Source organism: Plantactinospora sp. KLBMP9567 (assembly GCF_033446045.1).
Classification (GTDB): Bacteria; Actinomycetota; Actinomycetes; order Mycobacteriales; family Micromonosporaceae; genus Plantactinospora.
Genome location: NZ_JAWQRR010000037.1, coordinates 94,699 through 119,631, shown reverse-complemented (window position 1 = coordinate 119,631; position 24,933 = coordinate 94,699). Strand labels below are relative to the sequence as shown.

Genomic DNA, 24,933 nt, shown 5'->3' with positions numbered 1-24,933 from the left:
AGATTCGCTACGGCAGCGGCTACCAGAGGTAGTTCCGGAGATCGCCGCGCCAGACATGCGACGAGACTTCGCCGTCTTCCCTTGCCGTCCGCCATGACGAACGGGCGGTCAGGTGTCGCCGCCGGGCGAACCTTGTCTGAACGACGCTAGATCGCCAGGCAGATCTCCGTACGCAGGGCGGGGGTGCCGTCGACCGGGGCCGGGTCCTCGGCCGTCGGCGCCACGCCGCCCGCGGCGATCCGGTCGAGGGTACGCAGACCGAGTGGCCGCACGCCGCCGAAGATCGTGTAGTTCGGTCGCAGCGCCGAGTCGGCAAAGACCAGGAAGAACTGGCTGCCGTTGGTGTCCGGCCCGGCGTTGGCCATCGCCAGCACTCCGCGGGCGTAGACCTTCCGCTCGCCGGTCGGGTCGGTGGGCGCGGGCGGCAGGTCCGTCGGCAGTTCGTCCCTGTACCGGTATCCGGGGCCGCCCTCACCTGTGCCCGACGGGTCGCCGCACTGCAGCACCTTCAGCGTCGGGTAGGCGGTGAGCCGGTGGCAGGTGGTCCGGTTGTAGAACCTGTGCCGCACCAGGTGCAGGAAGCTCTGCACGGTGCATGGCGCCTGCGCACGGTCGAGGGTCAGCGGGATGAGGCCGAGGTTGGTGATCAAAGTGGTCGTCACCGTGCCACGGTCGGGCGTATGCCGGGGATCACGCGGCAGCGGCACCGGTCGTACCGCCGGTTCGTCCGGAGTCTCGGTGTACTGGCAGGGCCCCTTCGTCACCTCGGGCGACGCGGCGGCATGTGCCGGAGCGGCGCCGGCGCCGAGAAGCAGGCCGGCAGTGAGCACCGTGACAGCGATGCGGTGTGGCGCCACGTCGTCCTCCATTGACCGGTAGGAGTTCCCTCACACGGTCTAACGGACATCGATGTACTCGTCAAGCGTGCACGGGATCACGTGATGACCCGGCCGTCGAGGCGATCGGCGGTCGCACCTGGCGGGCGTCCCCCGGTGATCTCCAAAGTACGCGTGTCCTTGCACCTCGGACCGCGTGGGCCGCCCGTTGGGTGACGCAGGACGGGCCTGGCTGGGACGACCTCTCCTGGTGGGCGCTGAGGACCTTCAGCCCCGTCCAGGACGGCAATGGGCGCAACGCGGCGGCAAGCACAAGGACCCCCCACCTGGAGCCCAGGCCCCGCCGCCGCACGCTGGCGCTCCTCAAGGTGTACGTCGTGAAGGAGCGCGCCGATTCGATTCGCAGCGGGGCCGGGCTCCGAGCCGAATCTGTGCCATCCGTCGGCTCGACATGTCACGCGGCCCCGCGCTTTCCGCCGTGGCCGCGGCGGGGAATCCACCGTGGCCACGGCAATCCCCGGCTACAAACCGACGCACAGCCGGACCTCGCCGGGAGGGCTAGAGGGAGTGGGATCCGAAATTGTCGTCGCGAATCTACGGTTTCGACCGACGTTGCCGCGAGGAACTGGTGGCGACCCAGATCGGGTCCCATAGTAAATGTGAATGGCCGGCGGTATAGGCGAACGATGCGGCAGCCGAGCGGCAGCCACGCGGCAGTCGGGTGGCAGTGCATGCCCGCACTGCCGCTCGTCGCGGTCCCCAGCGGGGCAACAGGGGGCACGAGTTCGTATTTCGCGGTACGCCGGTCGCGGTGCCGGTAAACCGCCTACGGCACTGCCTCCAGTAGCGCAACGCGGTCCCTAGTGTGGGTTTGTCACACGTTTCGACCACGGAGGAGGTAGCCGATGGCGACCAACCCCTTTGACGACCCGGATGGCCGCTACGTCGTGCTCGCGAACGACGAGGATCAGCACTCACTGTGGCCGGAGAACCTGGAGGTACCGGCCGGCTGGTCGGTCGTGCGGGAATCAGGCAGCAGGCAGGAGTGCCTCGACTACGTGGAGACGCACTGGACGGATCTCCGGCCCAGGTCGCTGATCACTGCCATGGAAGGTTGACCGCGACGTACGGATGACGAGAAGCCTTCACCGAGAGCTCTTGGCAGTCTACGATGGACGGATGCAGCCCTCGTCGGATCGGGCGGTCAAGCGCCAGGCGGTCAAGCGCCAGGCGGTCGAGCGCTGGCTCGACGCCCACAGCCTGCGCGGCCTCGCTCACCCGATGCGTCTGCGAATCCTGGACATCCTGCGGCTCGAAGGGCCTTCGAACTCGACCCGCCTTGCCGAGCAGGTCAGCGAGAGCACGGGAACGGTGAGCTGGCATCTGCGGCAGCTCGCTCAGCACGGTTTCATCGAGGAGGATCCCGGCCACCGAAGCAAGCGCGAGCGGTGGTGGCGGGCCCGGGCCAGGGCCGGCGTGTTCGATACCAAAGACCTGGGCGAGGATCCGGCCGCGCGCGAGGAGGTGGCGGAGCTACTGCAAGAAATCCTGGGTTGGAGTTTCCATCGGGTCGCCCGTCACCTGCGCAGCGACTTGCCGGGCGAGTGGCGCAACACGGGGAATATCTCGGAATGGACCGAGCTGCGCCTTACCGCTAAACAGATGATCGCACTCACCGAGGAACTGACCCAGATGGTGGAACGTTACCTGCCGGCACCTGGCGACGAGCCGGCCCCGGATTCCCGGCCCGTCGTCGTGCAATTCCAGGTGTTCCCGGCCGCTCCCGAAACGGGATCCCGATGACCGCGCTGCGGACGCCCACCCGGCCAGCTGGGCTTCTTCGCCGCCACCCGGACTTCCGGCTGCTGTGGATCAGTGAGGTTTCAGGAAAGCTCGGCTCGTCGGCCACGAGCGTTATCATGCCGCTGGCGGCGATCTCCGCACTGAATGCCACGACGTTCCAGGTCAGCTTGCTGGTGGCGGCGGTGTGGCTCCCTTGGGTGATCATCGGCCTGCCCGTCGGCGCATGGGTGGACCGGCTGCCGAAGCGGCCGGTCATGGTGTGCGCCGCCGCCATCTCGCTCGTCCTGTTCCTGAGCATCCGGGTGGCCGCATGGACCGGCCTGTTCTCCTACGCGTGGCTGCTCGGTGTCTCGTTGCTGACCGGGGCGGCCGCAGTGTTCTTCCAGGTCGCCTACACCGCCTACCTGCCGTCCCTGCTTCCCGCCGAGGATCTGGCTGAGGGCAACGCGAAGCTGCAGGGCAGCGCGTCCGCGGCCCAGGTCGTGGGCCTGGGCTGCGGCGGTCTACTCGTCCAAGTGGCCGGACCGATCAATGGGCTGCTCGCCAACGCCGCCACGTTCGCGATCAGCCTCGTCTTTCTGCTCGCCATTCGGCACCGCGAACCGCGTCTGGCCGAACCGAAGCGCTCCCGTCACGCCATGGTCGAGGAAATTCTCGAAGGCCTGCGGCTCGTCGTCCGCGACCCCTGGTTCCGCTCCTTCACCATGGCCGGTGCCGCCGCCAACCTGTTCCTGGTGGGTTACCAGTCCATCCTGCCAGTCTTCCTGGTCAAAGACGTCAGACTCAGCGAGGGAATGGTCGGCGCTCTGATAGCCGCCACCACCACCGGTGGGATCCTCGGCGCGTTCACCGCCCGGCGGGTCGCCAACACGATCGGCTCTGCCCGGGCGATCCTCTTCTTCGCCATCCTGGTCACGCTGCCTATCCTGCTGATTCCGCTCACCGTCCACGGGCCAGGCGTCCTGCTCTTCGTCATAGGAGGGCTGAGTGCCGCGGCGGGCGTCGTCGCCAACAACATCATCAAGACCGGTTTCATCCAGCGTTACTGCCCTCGCGACCTCCTAGGGCGACTCACCGCCAGCACCTCCTTCCTCAACATGGGCGCTGTCCCTGTCGGCGCGCTGATCGGTGGCGCACTTGGCACCGCGGTCGGGACCCGCGCCGCCATGTGGATCCTCGTCGCCGGAGTACCGGCCACCGGCCTCCTCCTCCTGCTCTCGCCCATCCGCAACCGACGCGAGCTGCCCGACCAACCAGCCGACCAGGATTCCCTGGACAACGCGGTACATGTTGACCACTGATAAACGCGCCCGAACGCCCGGGTGAATGCCAGGCGTTGAGTCAGAGAACCCACATAGTGACTAATCGCCGGATCGGCCACACTACTGTAGCCGATCCGGCGATTAGTCGATTCGTAGTCCGGACTACTGGACAGGCAGTTGAGAGGCGGTTGCGCGTCGACGGCGCGCACGACCTCACCGCCATGGCCGATCGCATTACCGGCGCCACCCGGCTGGTCATCGTCTGTAATCCCAACAACCCCACCGGAACAGTCATCGACCGGGACAAGCTGCGTGCGTTTCTGGACCGGGTCCCACCGATCTGTCTGGTAGCCCTCGACGAGGCGTACTTCGAGTACGTCGACGGGCCGGCCGGGGCCGGCTGCCTAGAGCTGTGCGACCGTTACCCGAACCTGGTGGTCCTGCGTACCTTCTCTAAGGCCTACGGGTTGGCGAATCTTCGAGTCGGTTATCTCATCGGCTCCGCCGACACCGTGGCATCGGTGCGCGACGTGTGCCTGCCGTACGCCGTGAGCGGCGTCGCCCAGCGCGCGGCACTCGCCGCCCTCGACCTCAAGGACGTGCTCCTGGCTCGGGTCGAAGAAACGATCGCCGAACGTACGCGGGTCCGGGCCGCCCTGGTTGTCGAGGGCTGGGCGGTCCCCGACAGCCAGGGCAACTTCGTGTGGCTCAGCCTCGGCGAGGATGCGGTCCCGTTCGGCCGGTGGTGCGCGCGGGCGGGCATCGAGCTGCGGGTTTTCGACGGCGAGGGCGTCCGAGTGTCGATCGGTTCGGAATCGGACAACGACGCGTTTCTCGCGGCGGCTCACGAGTGGTGCGTCCGGATTGCCGCAGCTTCCATCACCGGCGCGACAGGGCGCGGTGCGGCCTGACAGGAATGGTGAAGCTTTGTCAGAGAACAAGACGACTCAATCCGTCTTCTTGGCCGGCGGCTACGCCCTGTCCCGGCGGGTGACCGTGTCCCCGGGGATGTGCAGCGGTGGCTCACTGATCTTCGGGCGGATCGGCGACTGGACGTGGGAATCGGTGGCCGCGACATGCCGTACCAACGTGCACTCGGCCCGCACCGCGGGTGGTCGGCCGGCCTACCTGTCCTTCTATTACTACCGAGTGCGTGGCGGAAAGGTCGTCCACCCGCACGGCCTAACCTTCGGGGACGAGCTCGAGGTGACCTCGCAGGTCTTCCAGTTCGGCAGCTCCTCGGCCCTGACGCTGCATCGGCTCGCGCCCGCCGGTCTCGGCCTGAATAACACCTTCCTCGACCCGGCGGAGGTCTACGAGACACCGCATCCGGACTGCATGTACGCGGAGAACCTCAACCGGTGGGTCGCGCGCAGCCTCCCGGATAGCAATCGAGGCCTCACCGAGACCGCGCCTCCCGACTTCGACTTCGTCGATCTGCCGCGGTTACCCAACCAGTTTTCGCCGCGTACCCCTGTTGGCCGCGCGCGCGAGGCCGGCAGCTTCTGCTTCCCGCCGCCGCCGGGATTCACTATTGCCGGGGACGAGCTCACCTTCGAGTATCCACTGGATGTCGCCCGGGACATCAACGGCGCGGGGCTGATTTACTTCGCTTCCTATTTCTCGATCTTCGACACGGCGCTTATGCGCCTGTGGCATACGCTCAACCGTAGCGAGCGGCTGTTCCTCCAGCGGCGGGTAATCGACCAGAAGATGGGCTACTTCGGCAACGCCGACCTGGGCTCGCTATTCACCATCACCATCCGCAGATGGCACAACAGGGCCTACCCGACTTCGGAGATCGCTGACATGGCGCTCCGCGACGCGGCCACCGGCCGACTACTCGCAGTCACAGCCATCGAAATCGAACCGCCGGCGGAATGCCCCTAACGACCTCGTGCACGGTTACTAGTCCTTGAGCATCGATAATCGCTGTTCCGACCATGACTGGTACAACGAGCCTTATTCATCCTCGATAGGTCGGGTTCTCGACGTGGCGCAGGACCAGGATGGCCTGCACGATCGTGGTCGTCCGGGACGGGCCGCAGCGCAGCTTGGTCAGGACTTTCCGGGTCTTGAGGGTGGCGACGGCGCGTTCGCCGCGGGCGCGGATGCGGGCGTGGGCCTTGTTCACGGCCTTCTGCCGGTGGTCAGGCCTTTCGCCGACAGTGAGATCACCATGTCCTCGACCCCGGACAACCTACGTTGAAGTTTACGCACGATCTGCGGCTCGAACGTACCGTCCCGGTCCCGTGGCACCGCGACGTCGACCGGACCGACCTCGGTCAGCACAGTCTTGCCCCGGACACCGTTACGGGAATTCCCGCCGTTCTTACCGGCCGGGTCGCCCTTGTCGTAGCCGAGGTGATCGGTGATCTCGCCTTCGAGCGCTGACTCGAGGACCCGCTTGGTCAGCTGCTGTAGCAGCCCGCCCTCGCCCGTCAACTGCAACCCCGCCGTGCGGGCCTGCTCCACCAACCGGGCGACGAGTTCGGCGTCGACCCCGTCCCACCTCCGGCCGGACCGGTTTCCGCTTCGCCACCAGGCCAGTATCAGCCCCGGCGGTCACGACATCCGTCATCAGGTGCTTCTCCTTGATCAGGAGTTACACCGTTCGTTCCCAGTGTCACTCTTGATCAGTCCGGCCCAGGTCGGGCCGGCCTGATGGACAGGTTTCTCCGGCGGGTGAGACCGCGCCGCGCGGACGCGCGCCCACTGGCCCCATCGGTGCAGCGGTTGGGGCGGGCCCGTGGGCGGGCGGGTCCGGCCTGGCCGGCCCGCGTCCTGACACGTTGCCGTCGCGGCGTCAGCCGGGCTCAGGCCAGCCAGCCGATGTCCTCGTATACCCTGCTCGCGTAGGCAAAGGCGCCGAAGTTGACCAGACCCTTGCGGACCGCCCACAAGTCGGGCCGCTGATAGAGCGGGATGTTGGGCAGGATCTGCCACAGCTTGCCGTCGATCTCATTGGCGATCCGCGCGGCGGCGGCCGGGTCGAGTTCGGAGTTCGCGCTGCGGAACAGGGCGTCAATCTCCTCGGATCCGATCCGCGCGTAGTTCTGCTGGACGTCGAGCTGACCGTCGCCGCGCCGGGTCGGGTTGGCGAAAATCGACTCGTTGATGCTGATCGGGAACGGCCGGCCGCCCCAGGTGAAAACCGCTATGTCGAAGTTGCCCGGCGTGACCTGTTTGCTGAAGAATTCGCCTGCGGGAACGGGGCGCACGGTGACGGCGACGCCCACCTGCCCCAGCATCGTCTTGATCAGGTCGGTCTCCGTCTTGCTCTCGGCGATGCCCGACGATATGACGACGTCAATGGTGAGGGGGCGGCCGTCCTTGGTCCGGGTGCCGCCGGAGAGCCGCCAGCCCGCCTCGTCGAGCAGGGCTCGGGCCTGGTCGGGCCGGTAGGCACCGGCCGGTCCGGCGTTGTCCTCGTACCGGCTGTGGTTGGGCATGTAGATGCGGTTGTTGAGCACCTGCGGGGTGAGGTTCAGCGGCCCCAGCAGTGCCTCCGCGATCGTCTTCCGGTCGATCGCCAGCGCCAGCGCCTGGCGAACCCGGACATCGGCCAGGTGCGGCCGGGAACCGTTGATGGTGACGTGCCGGTAGAACGGCGCCCCGGCGCGCTTGACGTCTACCTTGCCGGCCATCTGCTGGGCGCGACCGTACAGGTTGACGTTCGCGGCGATCTCGAAGAAGTCGGCTTCGCCGTTGTCGACCGCGTCGGCGGTGGCGTTGGCATCGATGCCCTGGTAGACGATCCGGTCGAGCTTCGCTCGGTTACCCCACCACAGGGGGGCACGCTCGAGGGTCACCGTCCGCGCGGTCTCGTCCAGCGCCGCGAACCGGAACGGCCCGGCGGTCGGTCCCGGCACCCGGCCCACCCAGCCGTTGTTGAACGTATCTGGGTCGGAGGTGGTTGACCGCGGGTACAGCGGGGTGAAGACGGCGCGCCAGTCCGTGTAGCGCCGGGCGTACGTCACCACCACCTCACGGTCGCCGGCCCCGCGGGTGACGCTCTCGATGTCCTTGTATCACCGGTTCGCACAATGGTGCGGTCGGTGGGGCGGGCGGGACTCGAACCCGCGACCGAGGGATTATGAGTCCCCTGCTCTAACCTGCTGAGCTACCGCCCCGAAACGGGCGCCGGGATAGTAACCCGGCACGACGTCAGCCGACCACCGACATGCGGCGCCCCACCAGTGAAGATCGAGTTGACCATGCCCGGCCCACCGGATCGCTCGCCGGTTCGGCACCGCCCCGGCGGTTCCGGCACGGCGAGGATACCAACCGGCATCGACATCCCGGTGACGCCGAGCGGTCGGCCGGCTCCGGCACCCACGTGACCCGGGTCGGGGCGGAGGCATCCGCGCCGGAGTCGAGCTCCGGCCCGCACCCGGACGCATGCGAGGTCAACCGCCCAGGTACCGGTTGATCGCACCGGCCGCCCGCCACCCGCTGGCCAGCGCCCCCTGCACGGACGGGCTCCCCCGGTGGTCCCCGGCCACGAAGATCCCCTCCCCCGGCGCCACCGGCTTCCGGAGCCGTCCCTGCGGAGCTGGCGCGGCCGGCAGCGCCTCCGGCACCGAAACGGTGGTCAGATGCTCCCAGTCGTCGACCGGACGGCCGTAGAGCCGGGCCAGTTCGGCCCGGACCACCGGCTCCGGCGGTACCATCGGCCCGGCCACCGAGGTCGCCACCAGGTGCCGCCCGGCCGGGGCGTACGTCGGCGCGGCGCGACTGACCACCACCGTGTTCGCCACCAGCTCCCGCCGGTCCCCGTCGAGCAGCAGGATCGGCTCGTCCAGCGGCGGCTCGGCGGTCGAGTGGTAGTAGGTGGTCAGGGTGTTCATGCGCACCCGGCCCAGCGGCGGCAGCAGGGCGGTCGCGGTGGCCGGGTCGGTGGCGACGAGTACGGCCCGGCAGCGGACCACTCCGGCCGAGGTGCGGACCAGCCCGGTCCGCAGCGACGTGGCGGAGACGCCGAGCGCGATCAGCGACTCCGGCAGCGGGGCGGCCACCGCCTCCGGCAGAGCCCCGATGCCGGCCGCCGGCAGTCCGATCCGGCCCCGGGCGAAGGACCGGACGATCATCGCGAAGACGTGGCTGGACGTGGTCAGCTCCCGCTCGCCGAAGACCCCGGAGAGGAACGGCCGGAGGAGTTCCTCGACGATCCGGTCGGAGAGCCCGGCCCGGCGCAGCGCCGCTCCGGTGCTGGTTTCCGGTGCCGCCAGCAGCCGGTCCACCGGAAGACTCGCACATCGGGCCGCCAGCGCGGCCAGCCGGAGCCGGTCGCTGGCCCGCCCCACACTGCTGATCCGGCGTACGTCCGCCAGCCGCCCGTCGACGACCCGGTCGACGTCCTCACCCGTCGGGGCCTCCCCTGGCCGCCCGATCCCGGCAGAGCTGTTCCTGGACCCGCCGAGCCCGACGGAGGTGCTGCCGGACCGGCCGCCGAGCCCGACGGAGGTGCTCCCGGACCGGCCGCCGAGCCCGACGGAGGCGCTCGCGAGCCGACCAACTCCGGCGGCGTCGGCGAGTCCGGTCAGCACGGTCCGGGCCGCGCCGAGCGGGTCCCGCAGCGGATGCACCATCCGGTGCAGGGTCTCGCCCCGGCGCACCAGTACGCCCTGGGTGAAGTAGCCGAGCCCCAGCGAGGTCAGGTCCACCAGAGCCGACAGCCGCGGATAGCCGGTGTTCACCACCTGGAAGCCGCGGTCGATCAGGTAGCCGTCCACCGCGTCAGTGCCGACCCGGCCACCGAGCCGCTCGGCGGCCTCGACCAGCAGCCAGGGTGTGCCGGCGCGGTGCAGCCGGCGGGCGGCGGCCAGCCCGGCCAGCCCGCCACCGACGACCACCACGTCGGTCTGCGCCGGCAGCCCGGACCCGGCGCTCACTCCGCCTCCGGATGGTTGGGGATCCGGGACAGCCGGGACGGCCACCAGACCGCCGGCCCGATGTCATAGGTCAGCGCCGGCACCAGCAGCGAGCGTACGACGACGGTGTCCAGCAGGACGCCGAGCGCGACCGCCAGCCCCAGCTCGATCAGGACCACCAGCGGCAGTACGGCCAGCGCCGAGAAGGTCGCCGCCAGCACGAACCCGGCCGAGGTGATCACCCCGCCGGTGACCACCAGCCCGCGCAGCACCCCGGACCGGGTGCCCCGGCGCACGGACTCCTCGCGTACCCGGCTCATCAGGAAGATGTTGTAGTCGATGCCGAGCGCCACCAGGAAGACGAACGCGAACAGCGGAAACGACGCGTCGATGCCAGGGAAGCCGAAGGCGTATTGGAAGAGGAACGCGCAGAGCCCGAGAGTGGCCAGAAACGACAGCACCACGGTCAGGATCAGCAGGATCGGCGCGAGCAGGGCCCGGAGCAGCAGGGCCAGGATCACCGCGATCACCCCGAGCACCACCGGGATGATCACGTTCCGGTCCCGGTTGGAGGCGTCGGTGGTGTCCACGCTGATCGCGGTGCGCCCGCCGACCACCGCATCCGCCTCCGGCACCGCGTGTACGGCGACGCGCAGCTCGCGGACCGTCTGCTCCGCCTCGGCGCTGTCGGCCGGCGCCATCAGGGTGGCCTGGAGCTGGACGCGGCCGTCCACCACCTTCGGCGGGCCAGCGGACGCGCCCGGGGCAGCGGACGCGCCCGGGGCAGCGTCCGAACCGGTCGCGTTGGGATCGGCCTCCGGGACGGTACGCACCTCGACCACCCCGGGCACGGAGCGGGCCGCCGCGGTCACCCGGTCGGCCGCGCCGGCCAGGGTGAAGATGGTGACAGGGCTGCCCAACCCGCCGGGATAGTGCCGGTCGATCACCTCCTGGGCGATCACCGAGTCGGTCCGGTTGGTGAACAGCTCGCTCTGGCTGAGCCGGGTGGGACCGAGCTGGGTCAGGCCGAAGCCGAGCGCGATCAGGGCCAGGGTGGTCAGTACCCAGACCAGCCGGGCCCGGCGGGCGACGAAGTGCGCGACCGGTTTCCACAGCCGGCCGACCGAGGCGGCGTGCTCGACGTACGGCGACCGGGGCCAGAACGCCCACCGCCCGCCGAGCAGCAGTAGCGCGGGCAGGAAGGTCAGCATCACCACCAGGGTGGCGCCGATGCCGACCGCCGCGACCGGCCCGAGGGCCTGGTTGGAGCTGAGGCTGGAGAGCAGCAGGCAGAGCAGTCCGGCGATGACCGTACCGCCGGAGGCGAAGATGGCCGGGGCGGCACCCCGCCAGGCGGCACGCATCGCCGCGACGGTGTCGTGGTGCCGGCACAGCTCCTCGCGGTAGCGGGCGATCAGCAGCAGGGCGTAGTCGGTGCCGGCCCCGAAGACCAGCACGGTGAGGATGCCCTGGGCCTGCCCGTTCAGCGTGATCACGTCGCTGCGGGCCAGGAAGTAGACCGCCAGGGCGGCGAGCGCGTACGACAGGCCGGCGGCCAGCAGCGGAATGATCCAGAGCACCGGGCTGCGGTAGACCACCAGCAGGATGACGAGTACCACGGCGAGGGTGACCAGCAGCAACGGCCCGTCGATCGACGAGAAGACCTCGGTCAAATCGCCGAGCAGCCCTGCCGGGCCGCCGACCACCACGACCTCGCCGGCGTCGCCGTGCTCGGCGATCCGGCGCAGTTCACTGACCACCTCGCGGGTCCGGTCGCCCTCGGCGTTGTCCACCGGCACGATCACCTGGAGCGCCTTGCCGTCGGCGCTGGGTATCGGCGGGGGCAGCGGCGGCACCACTCCCGGTACGGTGGCGAACCGGGCCGCGTCGGCGCTCACCCGCTGCCGGTCGGCGTCGGTGACACCACTGTCCCGGGTGTAGACGACCAGCGCCGGAATGGTCTGCCGCTCGACGAATCCGGCGGCGAGCCGCTCCCCTCGGGTGGCCTCGGCGTCCGCCGGCAGGAATGCCGCGTTGTCGTTCGTGGCGACCTCGCTGAGCCTGCCCGGGTAGCGCGTCGACAGCGCACCCACCGCCAGCCAGCCGACCGCGAGCAAGGCGGCGAGCAGCATGGCGGTACGGCGCCGCGATCCAGCCATCTCCCACCCATCCGTTCCGTGCCACGCCCGCACTGCCCGGCCCACCGACCACCACGCCGCCAGGCCACCGCAGCGCCCGGCCCACCGCACTGCCCGACCGCCACGCCGCCAGGCCACCGCAGCGCCCGGCGTACCCCACTGCCAGCCCGGTCATCGCGCCGCCGGTGCGGGGTGCCGGGCAGCACGACGAGCGACCGCCGCCGTGCGCTGACCGGTGCCGGAGGCCGGACGGGCCCCAGATATGACGATGCCCGTCGGCGGGGCCGACGGGCGGGATGTTGGGAAAGCTCCCCCGTTTGGACTCGAACCAAAAACCTGCCGGTTAACAGCCGGCTGCTCTGCCAATTGAGCTACGGGGGATCGCGTTGTCCGGCACTGGATCTCTCCAGCGCCGTGCGACGGGACAAGAGTACAGGACGGGTGGGGGTAGGGGGCTACCGGGTTGTCGCCGGACGCGGTCCGGAACAGATATCTGGACAAAACGACACGGGGGCCACAACCAGGCATGACATCGGTGGAGGATGGGTACGGACCTGGGGACAGACGACGCAGGCGCGACACGGTCGCCCACCGGGGATACCGAGGGCGCTGACCGCGTCAGAACACGGAGAGGAGCCGTCATGCGCGGAAAGCTGTGGTTCGTCGGCGGGCTGGCTGTGGGCTTCGTCCTGGGCGCCCGCGCGGGCCGGGAGAGGTACGAAGAGCTGGTTCTCAAGGGCCGCAAGGTCCTTGACCACCCGACGGTGCAGGAGGCGGCCGGGGTGGCTCAGGCCCAGGCTTCCCGGCTGTACACGGAGGGCAAGGACCGACTCAGCCACACCCGGCTGGCCGAGAAGCTCGCCGTGGGCAACGGCAGCTCGTCCGAGTCGGGCACCGGCGACAGCGGTCGCGCGGACGCGACCGTCGGATCGGGTACGGCGTCCGGATCGGGTACGACGAAGTCCGGATCGGGTACGAAGTCCTCGGCGGCCGCCCCCGCCTCCCGGGCGGCGTCGGGAGCGAACGGCACCAGTTTCTGAGCAGGCACCACCTGTTTCGAGCAGGTAGTCAACCGCGTGCACGGCGCGGGGCCGACCCGGGATCGGGCCGACCTCGCGCCGTTCGCCGTGCCCGGACCGGTCGGCTACCCGCCGATCGGTCCCGGGCCGCCAGCGCCGTGGCGCCTCACTCCTTGCTGCTGAACGCGGCGTCGAAGGCCGCGCTCGGGGCGTCGAAGGCGAGCCGGCGGACGAACTGCAACGCCTCGGGCGCACCGACCAGCCGGTCCATCCCGGCGTCCTCCCACTCGATCGAGATCGGACCGTCGTAGCCGATCGCGTTCAGCGCCCGGAACGAGTCCTCCCACGGCACGTCGCCGTGCCCGGTGGAGACGAAGTCCCAGCCCCGGCGCAGGTCTGCCCAGGGCAGATGGGACGCGAGCCGGCCCCGCCGCCCGTCCCCGGTACGCACCTTCGCGTCCTTGCAGTCGACGTGGTAGATCCGGTCGGCGAAGTCGAAGATGAAGTTCACCGGGTCGAGTTCCTGCCAGACGAAGTGCGACGGGTCCCAGTTCAGCCCGAACGCCGGCCGGTGCCCGATCGCCTCCAGGGTCCGCCGGGTGGTCCAGTAGTCGTACGCGATCTCGCTCGGGTGCACCTCGTGGGCGAAGCGCACGCCCACCTCGTCGAAGACGTCGAGGATCGGGTTCCACCGGTCGGCGAAGTCCTGGTAACCCCGCTCGATCATCGACGGCGGGACCGGCGGGAACATCGCCAGGGTGTGCCAGATCGACGAGCCGGTGAACCCGACGACGGTCTTGACACCGAGCTTCGCCGCCGCCCGGGCGGTGTCCTTGATCTCCTCGGCGGCCCGCTGCCGGACCCCCTCCGGCTCCCCGTCGCCCCAGATCCGGGCCGGCAGGATGTCCTGGTGGCGCTCGTCGATCGGGTGGTCGCAGACCGCCTGCCCGACCAGGTGGTTGGAGATCGTCCAGACCTTGAGGTTGTACTTGGCCAGCGTCTCCCGCTTGCGGTCGACGTACGAGTCGTCGGCGAGCGCCTTGTCGACCTCGAAGTGATCACCCCAACAGGCGATCTCCAGCCCGTCGTAGCCCCACTCCGAGGCGAGCCGGCACACCTCCTCGAACGGTAGGTCGGCCCACTGGCCGGTGAAGAGCGTGATGGGTCGCGCCATGGTCTTTCTCCCTGTTGATCACACGCGGGATTCGCGACTGCGCCGGGAACGGCGCCGGTGGACCGGGGCGAGGGTGACCGTCCGGAACGGTGGCGGGAACTCCCCCGGCGGTGTGGTCGGCAGCACGGAACCGCACCTGGGCCGGGCGGGTTGCGCCTCCCACCCGGTCACCGGCCAGCGCCGGGGATCGCCACGACCACTCTAGGCCGTGCCGGCCGGACCAAGGAAGCCCCGACCCGGCGACCGGGGCCGTCCGGGCCGGGCAGGGCCGAGCCCGAACCGACAAAGCCCGAGCGACCAGAGCCCGAGCCGACAAAGTCCCGAGCGACCAGAGGCCGAGCGTGACAGAGGCCGAGCGTGACAGAGGCCGAGCCGCCGCGCGGGCGGACAGAGCCCGGCGGGCGGACAGAGCCCCGCCTCCCGGACCGGAGGAGTCCGGGAGGACGGGGCGAGACGGCGGGCGGCGGGGTCGCGCTGGGCGGGTGGTGGGGATGCGCGCCGCCCGCTACCCGCTCATCTCAGGGCAACGTCCACTTCTGGTTGGCGGCGCCGGCGATGCAGTCCCACAGGTGTACGTCCTGGCCGTCGGCCGAACTGTTGTTCGACACGTCCAGGCACTTGCCGGAGCCCGGGTTGCGCAGGGTTCCGTCGGACTGGGCGGCCCAGTTCTGTGCCCCGGTGGAGTTGCAGGTCCAGAGCTGGATCTTGGTGCCGTTCGCCGTACCCGAGCCGGAGATGTCGAGGCACTTGCCCAGGGCCCGCAGGGTCTGCCCGTTCCTCGTCCAGGTCTGCCGGGCCGAGCCGGCGACGCAGGTGTTGATCTGTGCCTGCGTACCGTCGGCGGTGCCGCCACCGTCGATCTCCAGGCACTTGCCGGCCAGCCCGACCACCGGCCCGGTTCCGGTGCCGCCGGTGGTCGACCTGACCAGGGTGAACTCGTCGACGTCGTACAGCCCGGTGCCGGAGCCGGCGACGGTGAGGTAGAGGTTCTGGGTGCCGGTCGGCACCCCGGACAGCGCAGTGCTCACCTCGGCGTAGCTCTCCCAGCCGCCGGTGTTGGAGATCGTCGCGGTGCCGTGCACCGGGCCGGTCTGCGAACCGGTCCGGACCTGGAGGGTGCCGCCGGCACCGCCGGAGACGACCCGGGCCCGCAGCGAGGTGACACCGGTCAGGTTCTGCCCGTTGTACGCCGCCCAGTCACCCGGGTCCAGGTACCCGATCGTCGACCCGCCGTTGGCGCCGGCCTTGCCGACCACCTGCACCCCGCTCTGCGCGCTGAACGCCTCGGCCTGGACCGTGGTGTTGGTGCCCGGGTCCGGATCCGGGCCGGGGCCGCCGCCGAGTTCCTTGATCCGGATGTTCCGGAACGAGACGTCGTCGCCGGTGCCGTGGTTCTGGATGCCGATGTGCCCGGCCAGCGACCGTACCGGGTTGGTGTTGGTGAAGTCGTTGATCAGCACACCGTTGAGGTAGATCCGCAGCCGCTCCCCCTCGACCAGCAGCTCGTAGCTGTTCCACTCGCCCGGCGGGTTGAGTGCGGCGTCCCGGGCCGCGATGTCCGCGGACTTGAAGGTGTAGACCGCGCCGGTGGTCCGGTCGGCCGCGTCGGTGGCGTCGATCTGGATCTCGTAGCCGTTGTCCACCGCCGACCACGGGTCGGACGACGGCGGGAAGCCGATGAAGATCCCGGAGTTGTCGTCGCCGGCCATCCGCCAGTCCAGCTTCAGGGAGTACGAGGTGAACTGCTTGGCGCTGTACCAGTACAGCCCCATGCCGCCGACGGAGCTCAGCGTGGCGTCGGAGTTGGTGAAGCTGCCCGGTCCGGCCTGGGACCAGCCGGTGGTGGAGCCGTTGTAGAGGGTGGTGTAGCCGGACTCGGGCCGACAGTCGGCCTTGGTCCGGCCGGCGGCGTACCGGATGCCGCCGAGCAGGTGCGCCCGGAACGCCGGCTCGGCGTACGACGCCTGGGTGTGCCCGCCGCCGGTGTAGAAGGAGCGGCCGCCCTCGTACGTCTTGCACCAGGCGTGCGGGTGGTCCGCCCCCATCCCGCCGCCGGAGTACGACGACTCGTCCAGGGTCGCCAGCACCCGGGCCGTGGAGCGGGCGTTGGTGCGGTAGTTGTACCACTCGTCGGTGCGGGTCCAGGTCTGCGGCAGGTGGGCCGTTGCCGCGTGCCCCCGGTCCACCGCCTTGACGTTGGCCTGCTGGATCGCCGGGTGCGACGCGAAGTACGCCCCGACCAGGTTGCCGTAGAACGGCCAGTCGTACTCGGTGTCGGCCGCGGCGTGCACCCCGACGTAACCCTTGCCGCTGCGGATGTACGACTCGAAGGCGCTCTGCTGGCTGGCGTTGAGGGTGTCGCCGGTGGTGTTCAGGAAGACCACCACCTCGTACTGGGCAAGGTTGGCGGTGGTGAACTGGGCGGCGTCCTCGGTGGCGGTCACGGTGAAGCTGTTGGCCGCGCCGAGTTCCCGGATCGCCTGCGTGCCGGCGGCGATCGAGTCGTGCCGGAACCCGGCGGTCTTGGAGAAGACCAGCACGTCGTAGGGGGCGTCGGCGGCGCTGGCCGGGCCGGCCGGCACGGTGGTGCAGGCCAGCACCGCGAGCGTGGTGGTGGCGATGGCGAGGCTGGGACGGATCGTCTTCGGGTTTCTGCCGCGGAACAGTCGCGTCTTTCTGCTGCGGAACAGTCGCATCGTCGCTCTCCTTCGAGGGCGGTGGGGAGGGGCGCCCGCCGTGCGGGGCGGGCGCCCGTCCGGCTACGTCAGGGCAGGGTCCACTTCTGGTTGGCGGCGCCGGCTATGCAGTCCCAGAGGTGCACGTTCTGCCCGTCTGCGGAGCTGTTGTTGGAGACGTCCAGGCACTTGCCCGAACCAGGGTTGCGCAGCGAGCCGTCGGCCTGCGGGGTCCAGTTCTGGGCGGCGGTGGCGTTGCAGGTCCAGAGCTGGATCTTGGTGCCGTTCGCGGTACCGGCGCCGGAAATATCCAGACACTTGCCCAGGGTACGCAGCGTCTGGCCGTTTCTCGTCCAGGTCTGGTGCGCCGATCCGGTGCAGGTCCAGATCTGCGCCTGGCTGCCGTCGGCGGTACCGCCGGCCTCGATCTCCAGGCACTTCCCGGCCAGCCCGACGATCGGGCCGGTGCCGCCGCCCCCACCCGAGCTGCCGGTGTTGATGGTGAAGGCGTCGACATCGTAGAGGGCACCGGTGCCGGAACCGGCGAAGGTCACGTAGAGCGTGGTGGTGCCGGCCGGCGGGTTGCTGATCGTGCCGGTGACGGTGGTGAAGGTGTCCCAGCCGCCGGTGACCGGCACGGTGGCGCTGCCCAGTACGGTGCCGGTGGCCGAGCCGGCCCGGAGCGCGATGGTGCCGCCGGCACCGGCCGACGAGACCCGGGCGCTGAACGAGGTGGCATTGGCGAGCCGGTACGGCTGGAACGCGATCCAGTCCCCGTTGTTGATGTCGCCGACGGTCTGGCCGCCCTCGGCCGCGGTCTTGGCGAACTTGTTCACCCCGGACGAGTTGTTGTAGTGCTCGGCCTGCCGGTGCTTCGGCACCAGCACGTGCTGGGTGTGCGTGGTCAGCCCGCCCCGGTCGGTGTACTCGGCGTCGAAGATCGGGAAGATGTTCGCCGCGTCGTCGTGTTCACCGTCGACCGGGATGGTGATGGTGCCGGAGCAACCGGTGGCCGAGGTGATCAGGTGCCCGTGGCTGTCGTGCCCGAGCACATAGTTCATCTTGGCCCGGGAGCAGTCGATGGTGCCGTCCTCCGGGTCGGTGATGCTGATCGAGAAGGGCACCGTGTCACCGAAGGCGACGAGTTGCCCGCTGGCCGGGGCGGTGATGGTCACCGTCGGCGCGGTGTTGCCGACCCCGATGGTGACGCTGGCGGTGCCGGTGGCGCCGACCGGATCGCGTACGGTCAGCGTCGCCGTGTACGTGCCGTTCGCGGTGTAGGTCTTCGTCGGGTTCGCCGCCGTCGACGTGCTGCCGTCGCCGAACGCCCAGGAGTAGCTCAGCGCTCCGCCGTCGGGGTCGGAGGAGCCGGCCGAGGAGAAGTTGACGGTCAGCGGTGCGATCCCGGAGGTCGGGTTGGCGCTGGCCACCGCGATCGGGGCCCGGTTGCCGCCGCCGACGTAGTCGAACCGGTAGAGCGCCGAGTTGGCGTCCCCGTTGAAGTAGCCGGTGCCGTAGTCGAGCACGTAGTACGAGCCGTCCGGCCCGAACGCCGAGTCCATCACCTGCTTGCCGACCCACGGAAAGGTGTCGATGGTGCCGGGCGAGCCGTCGGCGTTGACGTGGATCGGCTTGATCCAGCCCCGGCCGAACTCGGTGGCGAAGAACTGGCCGTCGAAGGAGGCCGGGAACTTGGTGGTCGACGGGTTCGACGCGCTGTAGCGGTAGACCGGGCCGCCCATCGGCGACTCTGAGCCGCCGCCGAACTCCGGCGGGGTGCCGGCGTCACCGGCGTACCGGATCCAGGCCGGGCGGGCCGCCGGCAGGGTGCCCTGGCCGGTGTTCCGGAACGAGTTGTTGGTCGGGCCGCCGGTGCAGTTGTACTTCGTCCCGCCCGGCCCGTCCGGGAAGGTCCACTCGTTGTACGTCTCGGTGCTGGTGTTCGTCCCGGTGCAGTACGGCCAGCCGTAGTTGCCGGGCGAGGTGATCCGGTTGAACTCGACCTGCCCGCTCGGGCCCCGGCTGGCGTTGGTGGAGCCGGCGTCCGGGCCGTAGTCGCCGACGTAGACGTGCCCGGTGGCCTTGTCCACGCTCATCCGGAACGGGTTGCGGAAGCCCATCGCGTAGATCTCGGGCCGGGTGTTCGCGGTGCCCGGCGCAAAGAGGTTCCCGCTCGGGATCGAGTACGTCCCGTTGGCGTTCACCTTGATCCGCAGGATCTTGCCCCGCAGGTCGTTGGTGTTGCCGGCCGAGCGCTGCGCGTCGTACGCCGGGTAGCGGTTGGTCCGCTCGTCGATCGGCGCGTAGCCGGCGGACTCGAACGGGTTGGTGTCGTCCCCTGTGGAGAGATAGAGGTTGCCGGCGGCGTCGAAGTCGATGTCGCCGCCGACGTGGCAACACATCCCCCGGTCCGCCGGCACGTCGAGCACGGTCACCTGGCTGGACGTGTTAAGGGTGAAGTCGGCGTTCAGGGTGAACCGGGAGAGCCGGTTGACCCCGGCGAACGGCGCGAACTGCGCGGCCGTGCCGGTGGCCGGTGCGTCACCGGCCGGGGTGGACAGCGGCGGGGCGTAGTAGAGGTAGATCTGCCGGTTGGTGGCGAAGCCGGGGTCGACGCCGACGCCCTGCAACCCCTCCTCGTCGTGGGTGTAGACCGGCAGCGTGCCGAGTACCGCCGTGTTGCCGGCCGCGTCGGTGCGGCGCAGCGTGCCGTTGCGGGCGGTGTGCAGCACCGAGCGGTCCGGCAGCACCGCGATGGTCATCGGCTCGCCCACCTCGGCGACGCCGCGGGCCAGGGTCACCTGCTGGAAGTCGGCGGCGTTGATCGGGTGCGCCACGGCGGGGGCGGCCGGGGCGAGTACCGCCGGGAGGGTGGTCGCGGCCAGCAGCAGCGCCGCGCCGGAGGCCCGCCGCCGCCGTCTCGAAGGGGCTCGACCGGCCCGGAGGGGATGGCGGGGCGGATGTGGATGGTCGGTGGAAGACATGGTCGTGCACTCCCGTCCTGAACAGTTGCGTACAGGCAGGGCGCTCGCCGTCGCGCCAGATGCCGTCGGGTGGATCTCCGCCCGGGGGCCGCCGTTCCCGCCAAGCCGCGACCGTGTACCGCCATGGGCACGCCGGTACGCCGATCGCTGTCGTGGGCTAACCGCGCCGTCGGTTACCTCGACGTAACAACTCTGAGCTGTGCTCGACACAGTAATTTCTATGTGTTGATGTGTCTATACCTTCTGCCACGCCAACATGAACTTTTGTCGTCACGGCGAAAAGGTGCGCCCTCGGTGATCGTCCGGACACGGTCAGCTCCACTATGGATCGACGGCCGGGCGCACGGTCTGGCACCGCTGTCCGGGCCGCCACCGGACCTCCGCCGCCAGGGTGGCGAGCACCGCGGCGGCTTCGGCGGAGACCGGCGCCTCCGAGTATCGATCGATCTCAATGGCGACTCAAGCCGGTGGCTTTCCACCTCCCCTGTACAGCTCGGCGGCGGCCATGACAAGCCGAACGATGGCGATCGCAAGCCCCGCGCTGAAGACGACAAGCCACAGCTGCGGCGTGCCGGGCAACCACGCGATCAGTGCGAGTGTCACCAGCAGGTGAGCCGTCATCACGCCGAGCCGGAGCCGAGCCGGCCGCAGCGGCAGGAGCGCCACTGCGGCCGACGTCGCCGCCGCCGGCAGCAGTATGACCAGATATACCGCCAGAGCAGCCATTCTTCAGCTTAACTACTGTGTGATGGATCGGTGGGATAGTTCCTGCCTACACAGAGATGCGCGCTTGCCGGGTTGTACCCGGCATCCTGCGGCGGGATGCTGGTAGGGCTCATTCCCCACGGGTTCCCAGACCGTCCGGTGTCGGTGTCGCAGTCGCCGAACGGATGCTCGTCGGCCGTGCCAGGCACGTTGCTGAAACGGTCGAAGAAGCCGGTCGCCGCATTGCTCGCGTCGTTCTTCGCGGCTCCGGTCTGCGTCATTGCTCGGCCGTTGCGGTAGAGGTACTGGTCGGGCATCCAGCTGCTGAGCAGGATGTGGCGGCTGTTGACCTGGCGAATCGTTCCGTCCGCACACGTCTCGAAGCCGAGTTCCTGCCAGATGGGCGGAGCCTGGCCGAACATGCTGGCGTTGAGGCCGGGGATGGCCCCACGGTCGAAGAACATCTCCCGTAGGTTCTCCGCCAGCTCCGCGATCGGCCGGGCCACCAGGACGCTGTCCTCCAACCGGTCAACCCAGGCCTGGAAAGCCTCCGACGGACCGTCAACCCCCAGCATGGGCCGATAACCGATGGACCCGCCGGTAACGACCCGGGACAGCACACAGACCGCGTTGACCTCGGTCTCGGCGCCAGCGCTGTTACGCAACTTCGGCGCGATGCCGGCGTACGCGTAGGCCCGGCCGGGCAGGACACCGGTGGACACCGGATCAACACTGGTATAGGCACCGTTGTGGGCGTTCAGGTCACGAACTCGATAGCCCAGGTCGGGCGGCGCGATGCCGTAGCTGGCTTGAACGGCACCGAACAGCTCCCGAACGAATTGCGGCAGATGCGTGTTGCCGGTTCGATGCTCGTATTCGGCCCACTCACTGCCCGGAACAACCTGCCCGCTGCTGTCGGCGACGAATGCTACGGTCGCCTTGGTTTTGATCTTGAAACGATCGTCGTCGTCGAAGTGGCTAGGGCGGTTGGCGCCGGTGGGCCGATCGGTGTACGGCTGGGCGAACCCGATCCACCGACCGATGCTCGCGCCGTCCGGATGGTTCACGGGGTCCCAACCAGCGGTGGAAACCTGTTGCTGCCAGTTCTGGGCGAAGGTTTTGATCGCGGGCTGAAGGCAGTTGCCGGTGCCCGGCGCGGTGCAGGCGGGCAGGCCCAGCAGGTCGCCCGTGCGCTCCATTCCCCAGTCGTACAGTGACCTCGGGTTCTTGAGCGGCCCGGCCATCCAGCTTCCCGGCCAGTTCGTGGTGATGTCCTGATCCTCGTCGAAGACCGCGACGGCCTCCACCGTGTCTTCCCGGTACGTGCCGCTGATCGGCACGAACGCCATCGCGTCGAACGCCACGTCCTGACTGCCGTCGCCATCCGGGGTGACCGAGGTCAGGGTCACCTGGGGTACGCCGTTGAACATGAACGCGCCGAGGGAGACCCACCGGTTACTGGTGCCGGGCTGTTTGATCACCCTGACCCGGTCGCCGTTGGCGGTCTTGACCACGTAGCGGGCGAACTTGGTGTGTGCGCCGTGGTCGGGTAGGGCGACCAGGATCCGCATCGGACCATTTCGCGCGCTGTTCAGCTTCCAGGTCGCGTTGACCTCCAGCCGGCCACCCAGATCCGCGGCGGTTCTGGTGTGGGTGAACCAGAAGTGGCCGCCGAAACCACCGCCGATCTGGTGGGTGTCGATCTTGCCGGGGTACTGGCCGCTGCCGTCGGATTTGAAGGTGAACTGGAAGGTGCCCGCGTTCGTCCACGGCCGGCCACAGTTCGGCCGGACCGAGGGCGTGCCGTCCGGTACGTCGTCCACAATCTGGGCGTTGCTCGGCAGTCCGTCGAGGACGCATCGGGGCGAGTAGGCGGTGCCATCCTCCTGGTAGGCGTAGCCCGGGTCGAATCGGAGCAGTTCGTTGCCACAGGAGTAGGAGCAGTCGGTTTTCCAGGTGCTCGATTGGTGGTACCAACAGCGCAGGTCGAACCGTCCGGCGGAGTCCTTGTGCCCGCATGGCCCGGCTGGTTCACCGACGACGTCTGGCGCGTTCGGGAGGTACCGTTCGTCGGGGTCGCACTGGTTCGTCGAATCGCAGAACTGCGCCACGGGCGGCTTCACCAACGCCCTGTTCAGCCGGCCGATCGTGTCGCCGCCGTTCCACCACGCGGCGCGGTATCCCGACACCAGGGTGTCGGGGGCTTCCAGCACCTCCACCGGATGCCCGGCCCAGCCCATCACCTTCTCCGGGTACGGCCAGTCCTGGGGGTGTGCCGCATCCTGATAGGTGGTCTCGAGGAAAGGATTCCGGTTGGCCGGGTACCTGGGGTTGACGGGGTTGTTCGCCCAACCCACGCCCCAGGGCGAGCCGTTGCCGGCATCAGGGTAGAACCCCGAATTGTACGCCCAGACCGCGTAGAACCAATTCTCGATCTTCGAGGAGTCGCCGTTATTGATCATCATCCCGGCAGCGCGGGTCTGGTTCCACTTGCTGACGAGGATGTCCAGTCCGGCCGCGATGTTGACGGCGAAGTCCAACGCTATCGCGCGTTGGATATGGTACGGATGCGCCTGCTCGCCGGGCTTTTCCCGACCGGCCAGGCGCATCCCGTCGGTCACCTGCATGACCCCGTATCCGCAGTCGGCGTCGGCCCAGTTGATCGTCCAGTCGTCCGCCTCGGTGTCGTTGTAGATGTCGACTCCGAAGTAGTTGCCGATCAGCGGATTCGCCGTCACGCCGGGCACCGCGAAGCGGGCGGCCTGCCACAGGTTCGACTCCTGGGCCGCGATCCCCAGCAGCACCTGCGCGGGTACCCAGCCTCCACCGGTCAAGCCCCGCCAGGGAAACAACCCCTGCGGGGTGTACGCCGCCATGTTCAGGTTCTTCCAGTTCGCCGGGCGCTGTACGTGGAGCGCGTTACGTACGGCCTGGTCGACGGCCCACTCCACCTGGCGTGGCTTGGGCTGCATCACCTGGTTCGCCGGATCGTTGCGCGGCACGGAGCAGTAGCGGTCACTGAGGTCGGCGGGGCTGTGGGGATCTCCAGCCAGAGCGCGGGCGCCCGCCCGATCCCGGGTCCGTACCGCCGGGCTGAGCTGCCGACCGGCGTTCGCACCCTGTGCGCCTCGGGAACCCTCGTCCGGAGTGGTCGAGAACTCGACCGACCGGCGGGTGGCCAGTACGGTGGCGGCGATCGTGACCTGCTCGGCGGCGATGGTGTCCGGGGACGCGGTGCGTGGATCGGGCTGCGCCCGGAGCACCGAGGTGATGGCTAGCCGGCCCTGTGTGGACACCTGGCTCCCCTTGGGGACGTCCAGCAGCGACACGCTCGCCGGCGCCGGGCCGCGTCGGGCCGCAGGTGCCGCACCGGTCACGAAGACCCTGCCGCCTCGGCTGGACGTGACGTCCAGGCTGTTGAGCGGACCGGCCGCGAGCGTGCTGACCGACGCGGCCCGTCCCCTGCCCGCCGTGGGCAGCGCGGCGCGCCGGACACTGGCCTGGTCGCTGGCGTTACGTTCCATGAAGACCACGCCGCCGTCCCGGTCCGCGGCGAGTTTGAACGGTACGCCGCTGGTCGGCGCGAGCACTCGGCGGACGCCCTTGCCGTCGACGCGTACCAGCGCACCGTTGTCCGCGGCGACGATGCCCTGTGCGGTGGGAACGGGCGAGGTCAGTTGGCCGGGAACGGTCACCCTGGCCCGCACCACTGCCGAGCGGGTGTCGACCCGGATCAGTCGGGTACGCCCCAGGTCTTCGTCGCCGCCCTGGGTCAGTACGGCCTCCTCCGTTGCACCGCAGCCAGGGTTGAAGTAGGCGATGCTGGACTGCACCGGAAGTTTGACGGTCTCACCGTTGCGCATGTCGATGACCGCCGTGAAGCCACCCCGGTCGAACAGCTCCGTCTCGTTGGTGAAAGTCCGTGGGGCATACACCACGACCATCTTGCGGCCCGAGTTCGTCACGCAGGCATTGCCGATCCAGGAATCGGCTTCGAGCCCGGGTTCGGAGAGGGTGGCCAACGTCCGCCACCGGTAACCGTCGGATTCATCGGCGGTCAGGACGTGAAAGCCGTCAGCGTCTCCGGCGGTGGTCCACGCCAGGTCCGCGGACTGCTCCCAGCCTGGTCCGAGGAGCTCAGCCCGCCGCTCCGAGGGGATCTCGTCCGTGCCCCTCGGTACGGGCCGCTGTGCGGGTAGGTCGGCGTCGGGTTTGGGCTGCGCCCGAGCGGTGGCGGTGGGCGCCAGCACCACGGCGAGCGCCGCGGCGACGGCCCAGATACCGCGGCGTCCAGAACGACGGGTGCTCATGCGCCATTCCCTGCGGAGAAATTCCTTGCCGAGAAACGGTGTGTGGTCGTGTGTATGCGGTCGTCCCTGGTACTCAACGGCTGCCTCTCCGTCGTCGGATCGGGGCAGTATCGAGCGACCGATCATCGCGCCATCCTCAAAGGCCCATTGCCGC

15 protein-coding genes, 2 tRNA genes and 2 pseudogenes are annotated in these 24,933 nt (G+C 69.4%); 6 read left to right on the top strand and 13 right to left on the bottom strand.

Translation table 11 applies throughout. From position 1 onward, the window contains the following. Positions 1-146: 146 nt before the first annotated feature. A complete protein-coding gene (locus R6Y94_RS27090; protein ID WP_412102894.1) occupies positions 147-857 on the bottom strand; it encodes a peptidylprolyl isomerase in 711 nt (236 codons plus the stop codon). An 884-nt stretch (positions 858-1,741) separates the two neighbouring features. Here R6Y94_RS27090 and R6Y94_RS27085 point away from each other — a divergent pair. From R6Y94_RS27085 to R6Y94_RS27065, 5 genes are all read left to right on the top strand, one after another. Then, the gene (locus R6Y94_RS27085) at positions 1,742-1,954 is read left to right on the top strand and encodes an MbtH family protein (protein WP_318398673.1); all 213 of its coding nucleotides are present in this window, start codon (positions 1,742-1,744) and stop codon (positions 1,952-1,954) included. A 61-nt stretch (positions 1,955-2,015) separates the two neighbouring features. Continuing rightward, complete coding sequence (locus R6Y94_RS27080) at positions 2,016-2,639, top strand: winged helix-turn-helix domain-containing protein (RefSeq protein WP_318398672.1); 624 nt, start codon at positions 2,016-2,018, stop codon at positions 2,637-2,639. Next, positions 2,636-3,940: an MFS transporter gene (locus R6Y94_RS27075; RefSeq protein WP_318398671.1), complete on the top strand. Its 1,305-nt coding sequence runs from the start codon at positions 2,636-2,638 to the stop codon at positions 3,938-3,940. The genes R6Y94_RS27080 and R6Y94_RS27075 overlap by 4 nt, the downstream gene beginning before the upstream one ends. 149 nt (positions 3,941-4,089) lie before the next feature. Next, entirely contained in the window at positions 4,090-4,812 is a 723-nt protein-coding gene (locus R6Y94_RS27070; protein ID WP_318398670.1) for an aminotransferase class I/II-fold pyridoxal phosphate-dependent enzyme, read from the top strand. A gap of 16 nt (positions 4,813-4,828) precedes the next feature. Next, positions 4,829-5,791, top strand: coding sequence for an LnmK family bifunctional acyltransferase/decarboxylase (locus R6Y94_RS27065; protein WP_318398669.1), 963 nt, complete (start codon positions 4,829-4,831; stop codon positions 5,789-5,791). A 76-nt stretch (positions 5,792-5,867) separates the two neighbouring features. Here R6Y94_RS27065 and R6Y94_RS27060 read toward each other — a convergent pair. From R6Y94_RS27060 to R6Y94_RS27030, 7 genes and pseudogenes are all read right to left on the bottom strand, one after another. Further along, positions 5,868-6,047: pseudogene (locus tag R6Y94_RS27060) on the bottom strand (IS5/IS1182 family transposase); the annotation flags it as partial. Next, positions 6,047-6,379: pseudogene (locus R6Y94_RS27055) on the bottom strand (transposase); the annotation flags it as partial. The pseudogenes R6Y94_RS27055 and R6Y94_RS27060, both read right to left, overlap by 1 nt. Positions 6,380-6,717: 338 nt before the next feature. Continuing rightward, the gene (locus R6Y94_RS27050) at positions 6,718-7,923 is read right to left on the bottom strand and encodes an ABC transporter family substrate-binding protein (protein WP_412102897.1); all 1,206 of its coding nucleotides are present in this window, start codon (positions 7,921-7,923) and stop codon (positions 6,718-6,720) included. Between the two features lie 37 nt (positions 7,924-7,960). Next, positions 7,961-8,034, bottom strand: a tRNA-Ile gene (locus R6Y94_RS27045). Positions 8,035-8,310: 276 nt separating this feature from the next. After that, the gene (locus tag R6Y94_RS27040) at positions 8,311-9,795 is read right to left on the bottom strand and encodes an FAD-dependent oxidoreductase (protein WP_412102893.1); all 1,485 of its coding nucleotides are present in this window, start codon (positions 9,793-9,795) and stop codon (positions 8,311-8,313) included. Further along, complete coding sequence (locus R6Y94_RS27035; RefSeq protein ID WP_318398667.1) at positions 9,792-11,933, bottom strand: MMPL family transporter; 2,142 nt, start codon at positions 11,931-11,933, stop codon at positions 9,792-9,794. Before R6Y94_RS27035 ends, R6Y94_RS27040 begins: the two co-directional genes overlap by 4 nt. 287 nt (positions 11,934-12,220) lie before the next feature. Next, positions 12,221-12,293, bottom strand: a tRNA-Asn gene (locus R6Y94_RS27030). Between the two features lie 260 nt (positions 12,294-12,553). Between R6Y94_RS27030 and R6Y94_RS27025 the strand changes: the two genes are divergently transcribed. After that, on the top strand, positions 12,554-12,952 hold the full coding sequence (locus tag R6Y94_RS27025) for a hypothetical protein (protein ID WP_318398666.1): 399 nt from the start codon (positions 12,554-12,556) through the stop codon (positions 12,950-12,952). 145 nt (positions 12,953-13,097) lie between these two features. Here R6Y94_RS27025 and R6Y94_RS27020 read toward each other — a convergent pair whose 3' ends face one another. From R6Y94_RS27020 to R6Y94_RS27000, 5 genes are all read right to left on the bottom strand, one after another. Then, positions 13,098-14,105: a sugar phosphate isomerase/epimerase family protein gene (locus R6Y94_RS27020; RefSeq protein ID WP_203860124.1), complete on the bottom strand. Its 1,008-nt coding sequence runs from the start codon at positions 14,103-14,105 to the stop codon at positions 13,098-13,100. A gap of 518 nt (positions 14,106-14,623) precedes the next feature. Further along, positions 14,624-16,801 (bottom strand): ThuA domain-containing protein, encoded by a 2,178-nt coding sequence (locus tag R6Y94_RS27015; protein ID WP_318398665.1) that lies wholly within the window; start codon positions 16,799-16,801, stop codon positions 14,624-14,626. A 68-nt stretch (positions 16,802-16,869) separates the two neighbouring features. Further along, on the bottom strand, positions 16,870-19,764 hold the full coding sequence (locus R6Y94_RS27010) for a PQQ-dependent sugar dehydrogenase (RefSeq protein ID WP_318398664.1): 2,895 nt from the start codon (positions 19,762-19,764) through the stop codon (positions 16,870-16,872). Positions 19,765-20,223: 459 nt separating this feature from the next. After that, entirely contained in the window at positions 20,224-20,490 is a 267-nt protein-coding gene (locus R6Y94_RS27005; RefSeq protein ID WP_318398663.1) for a hypothetical protein, read from the bottom strand. Positions 20,491-20,498: 8 nt separating this feature from the next. Next, positions 20,499-24,779 carry a hypothetical protein gene (locus R6Y94_RS27000; protein ID WP_318398662.1) on the bottom strand — a complete coding sequence of 1,427 codons (4,281 nt, stop codon included), beginning with the start codon at positions 24,777-24,779 and terminating at the stop codon, positions 20,499-20,501. Between the last annotated feature and the right edge of the window lie 154 nt (positions 24,780-24,933).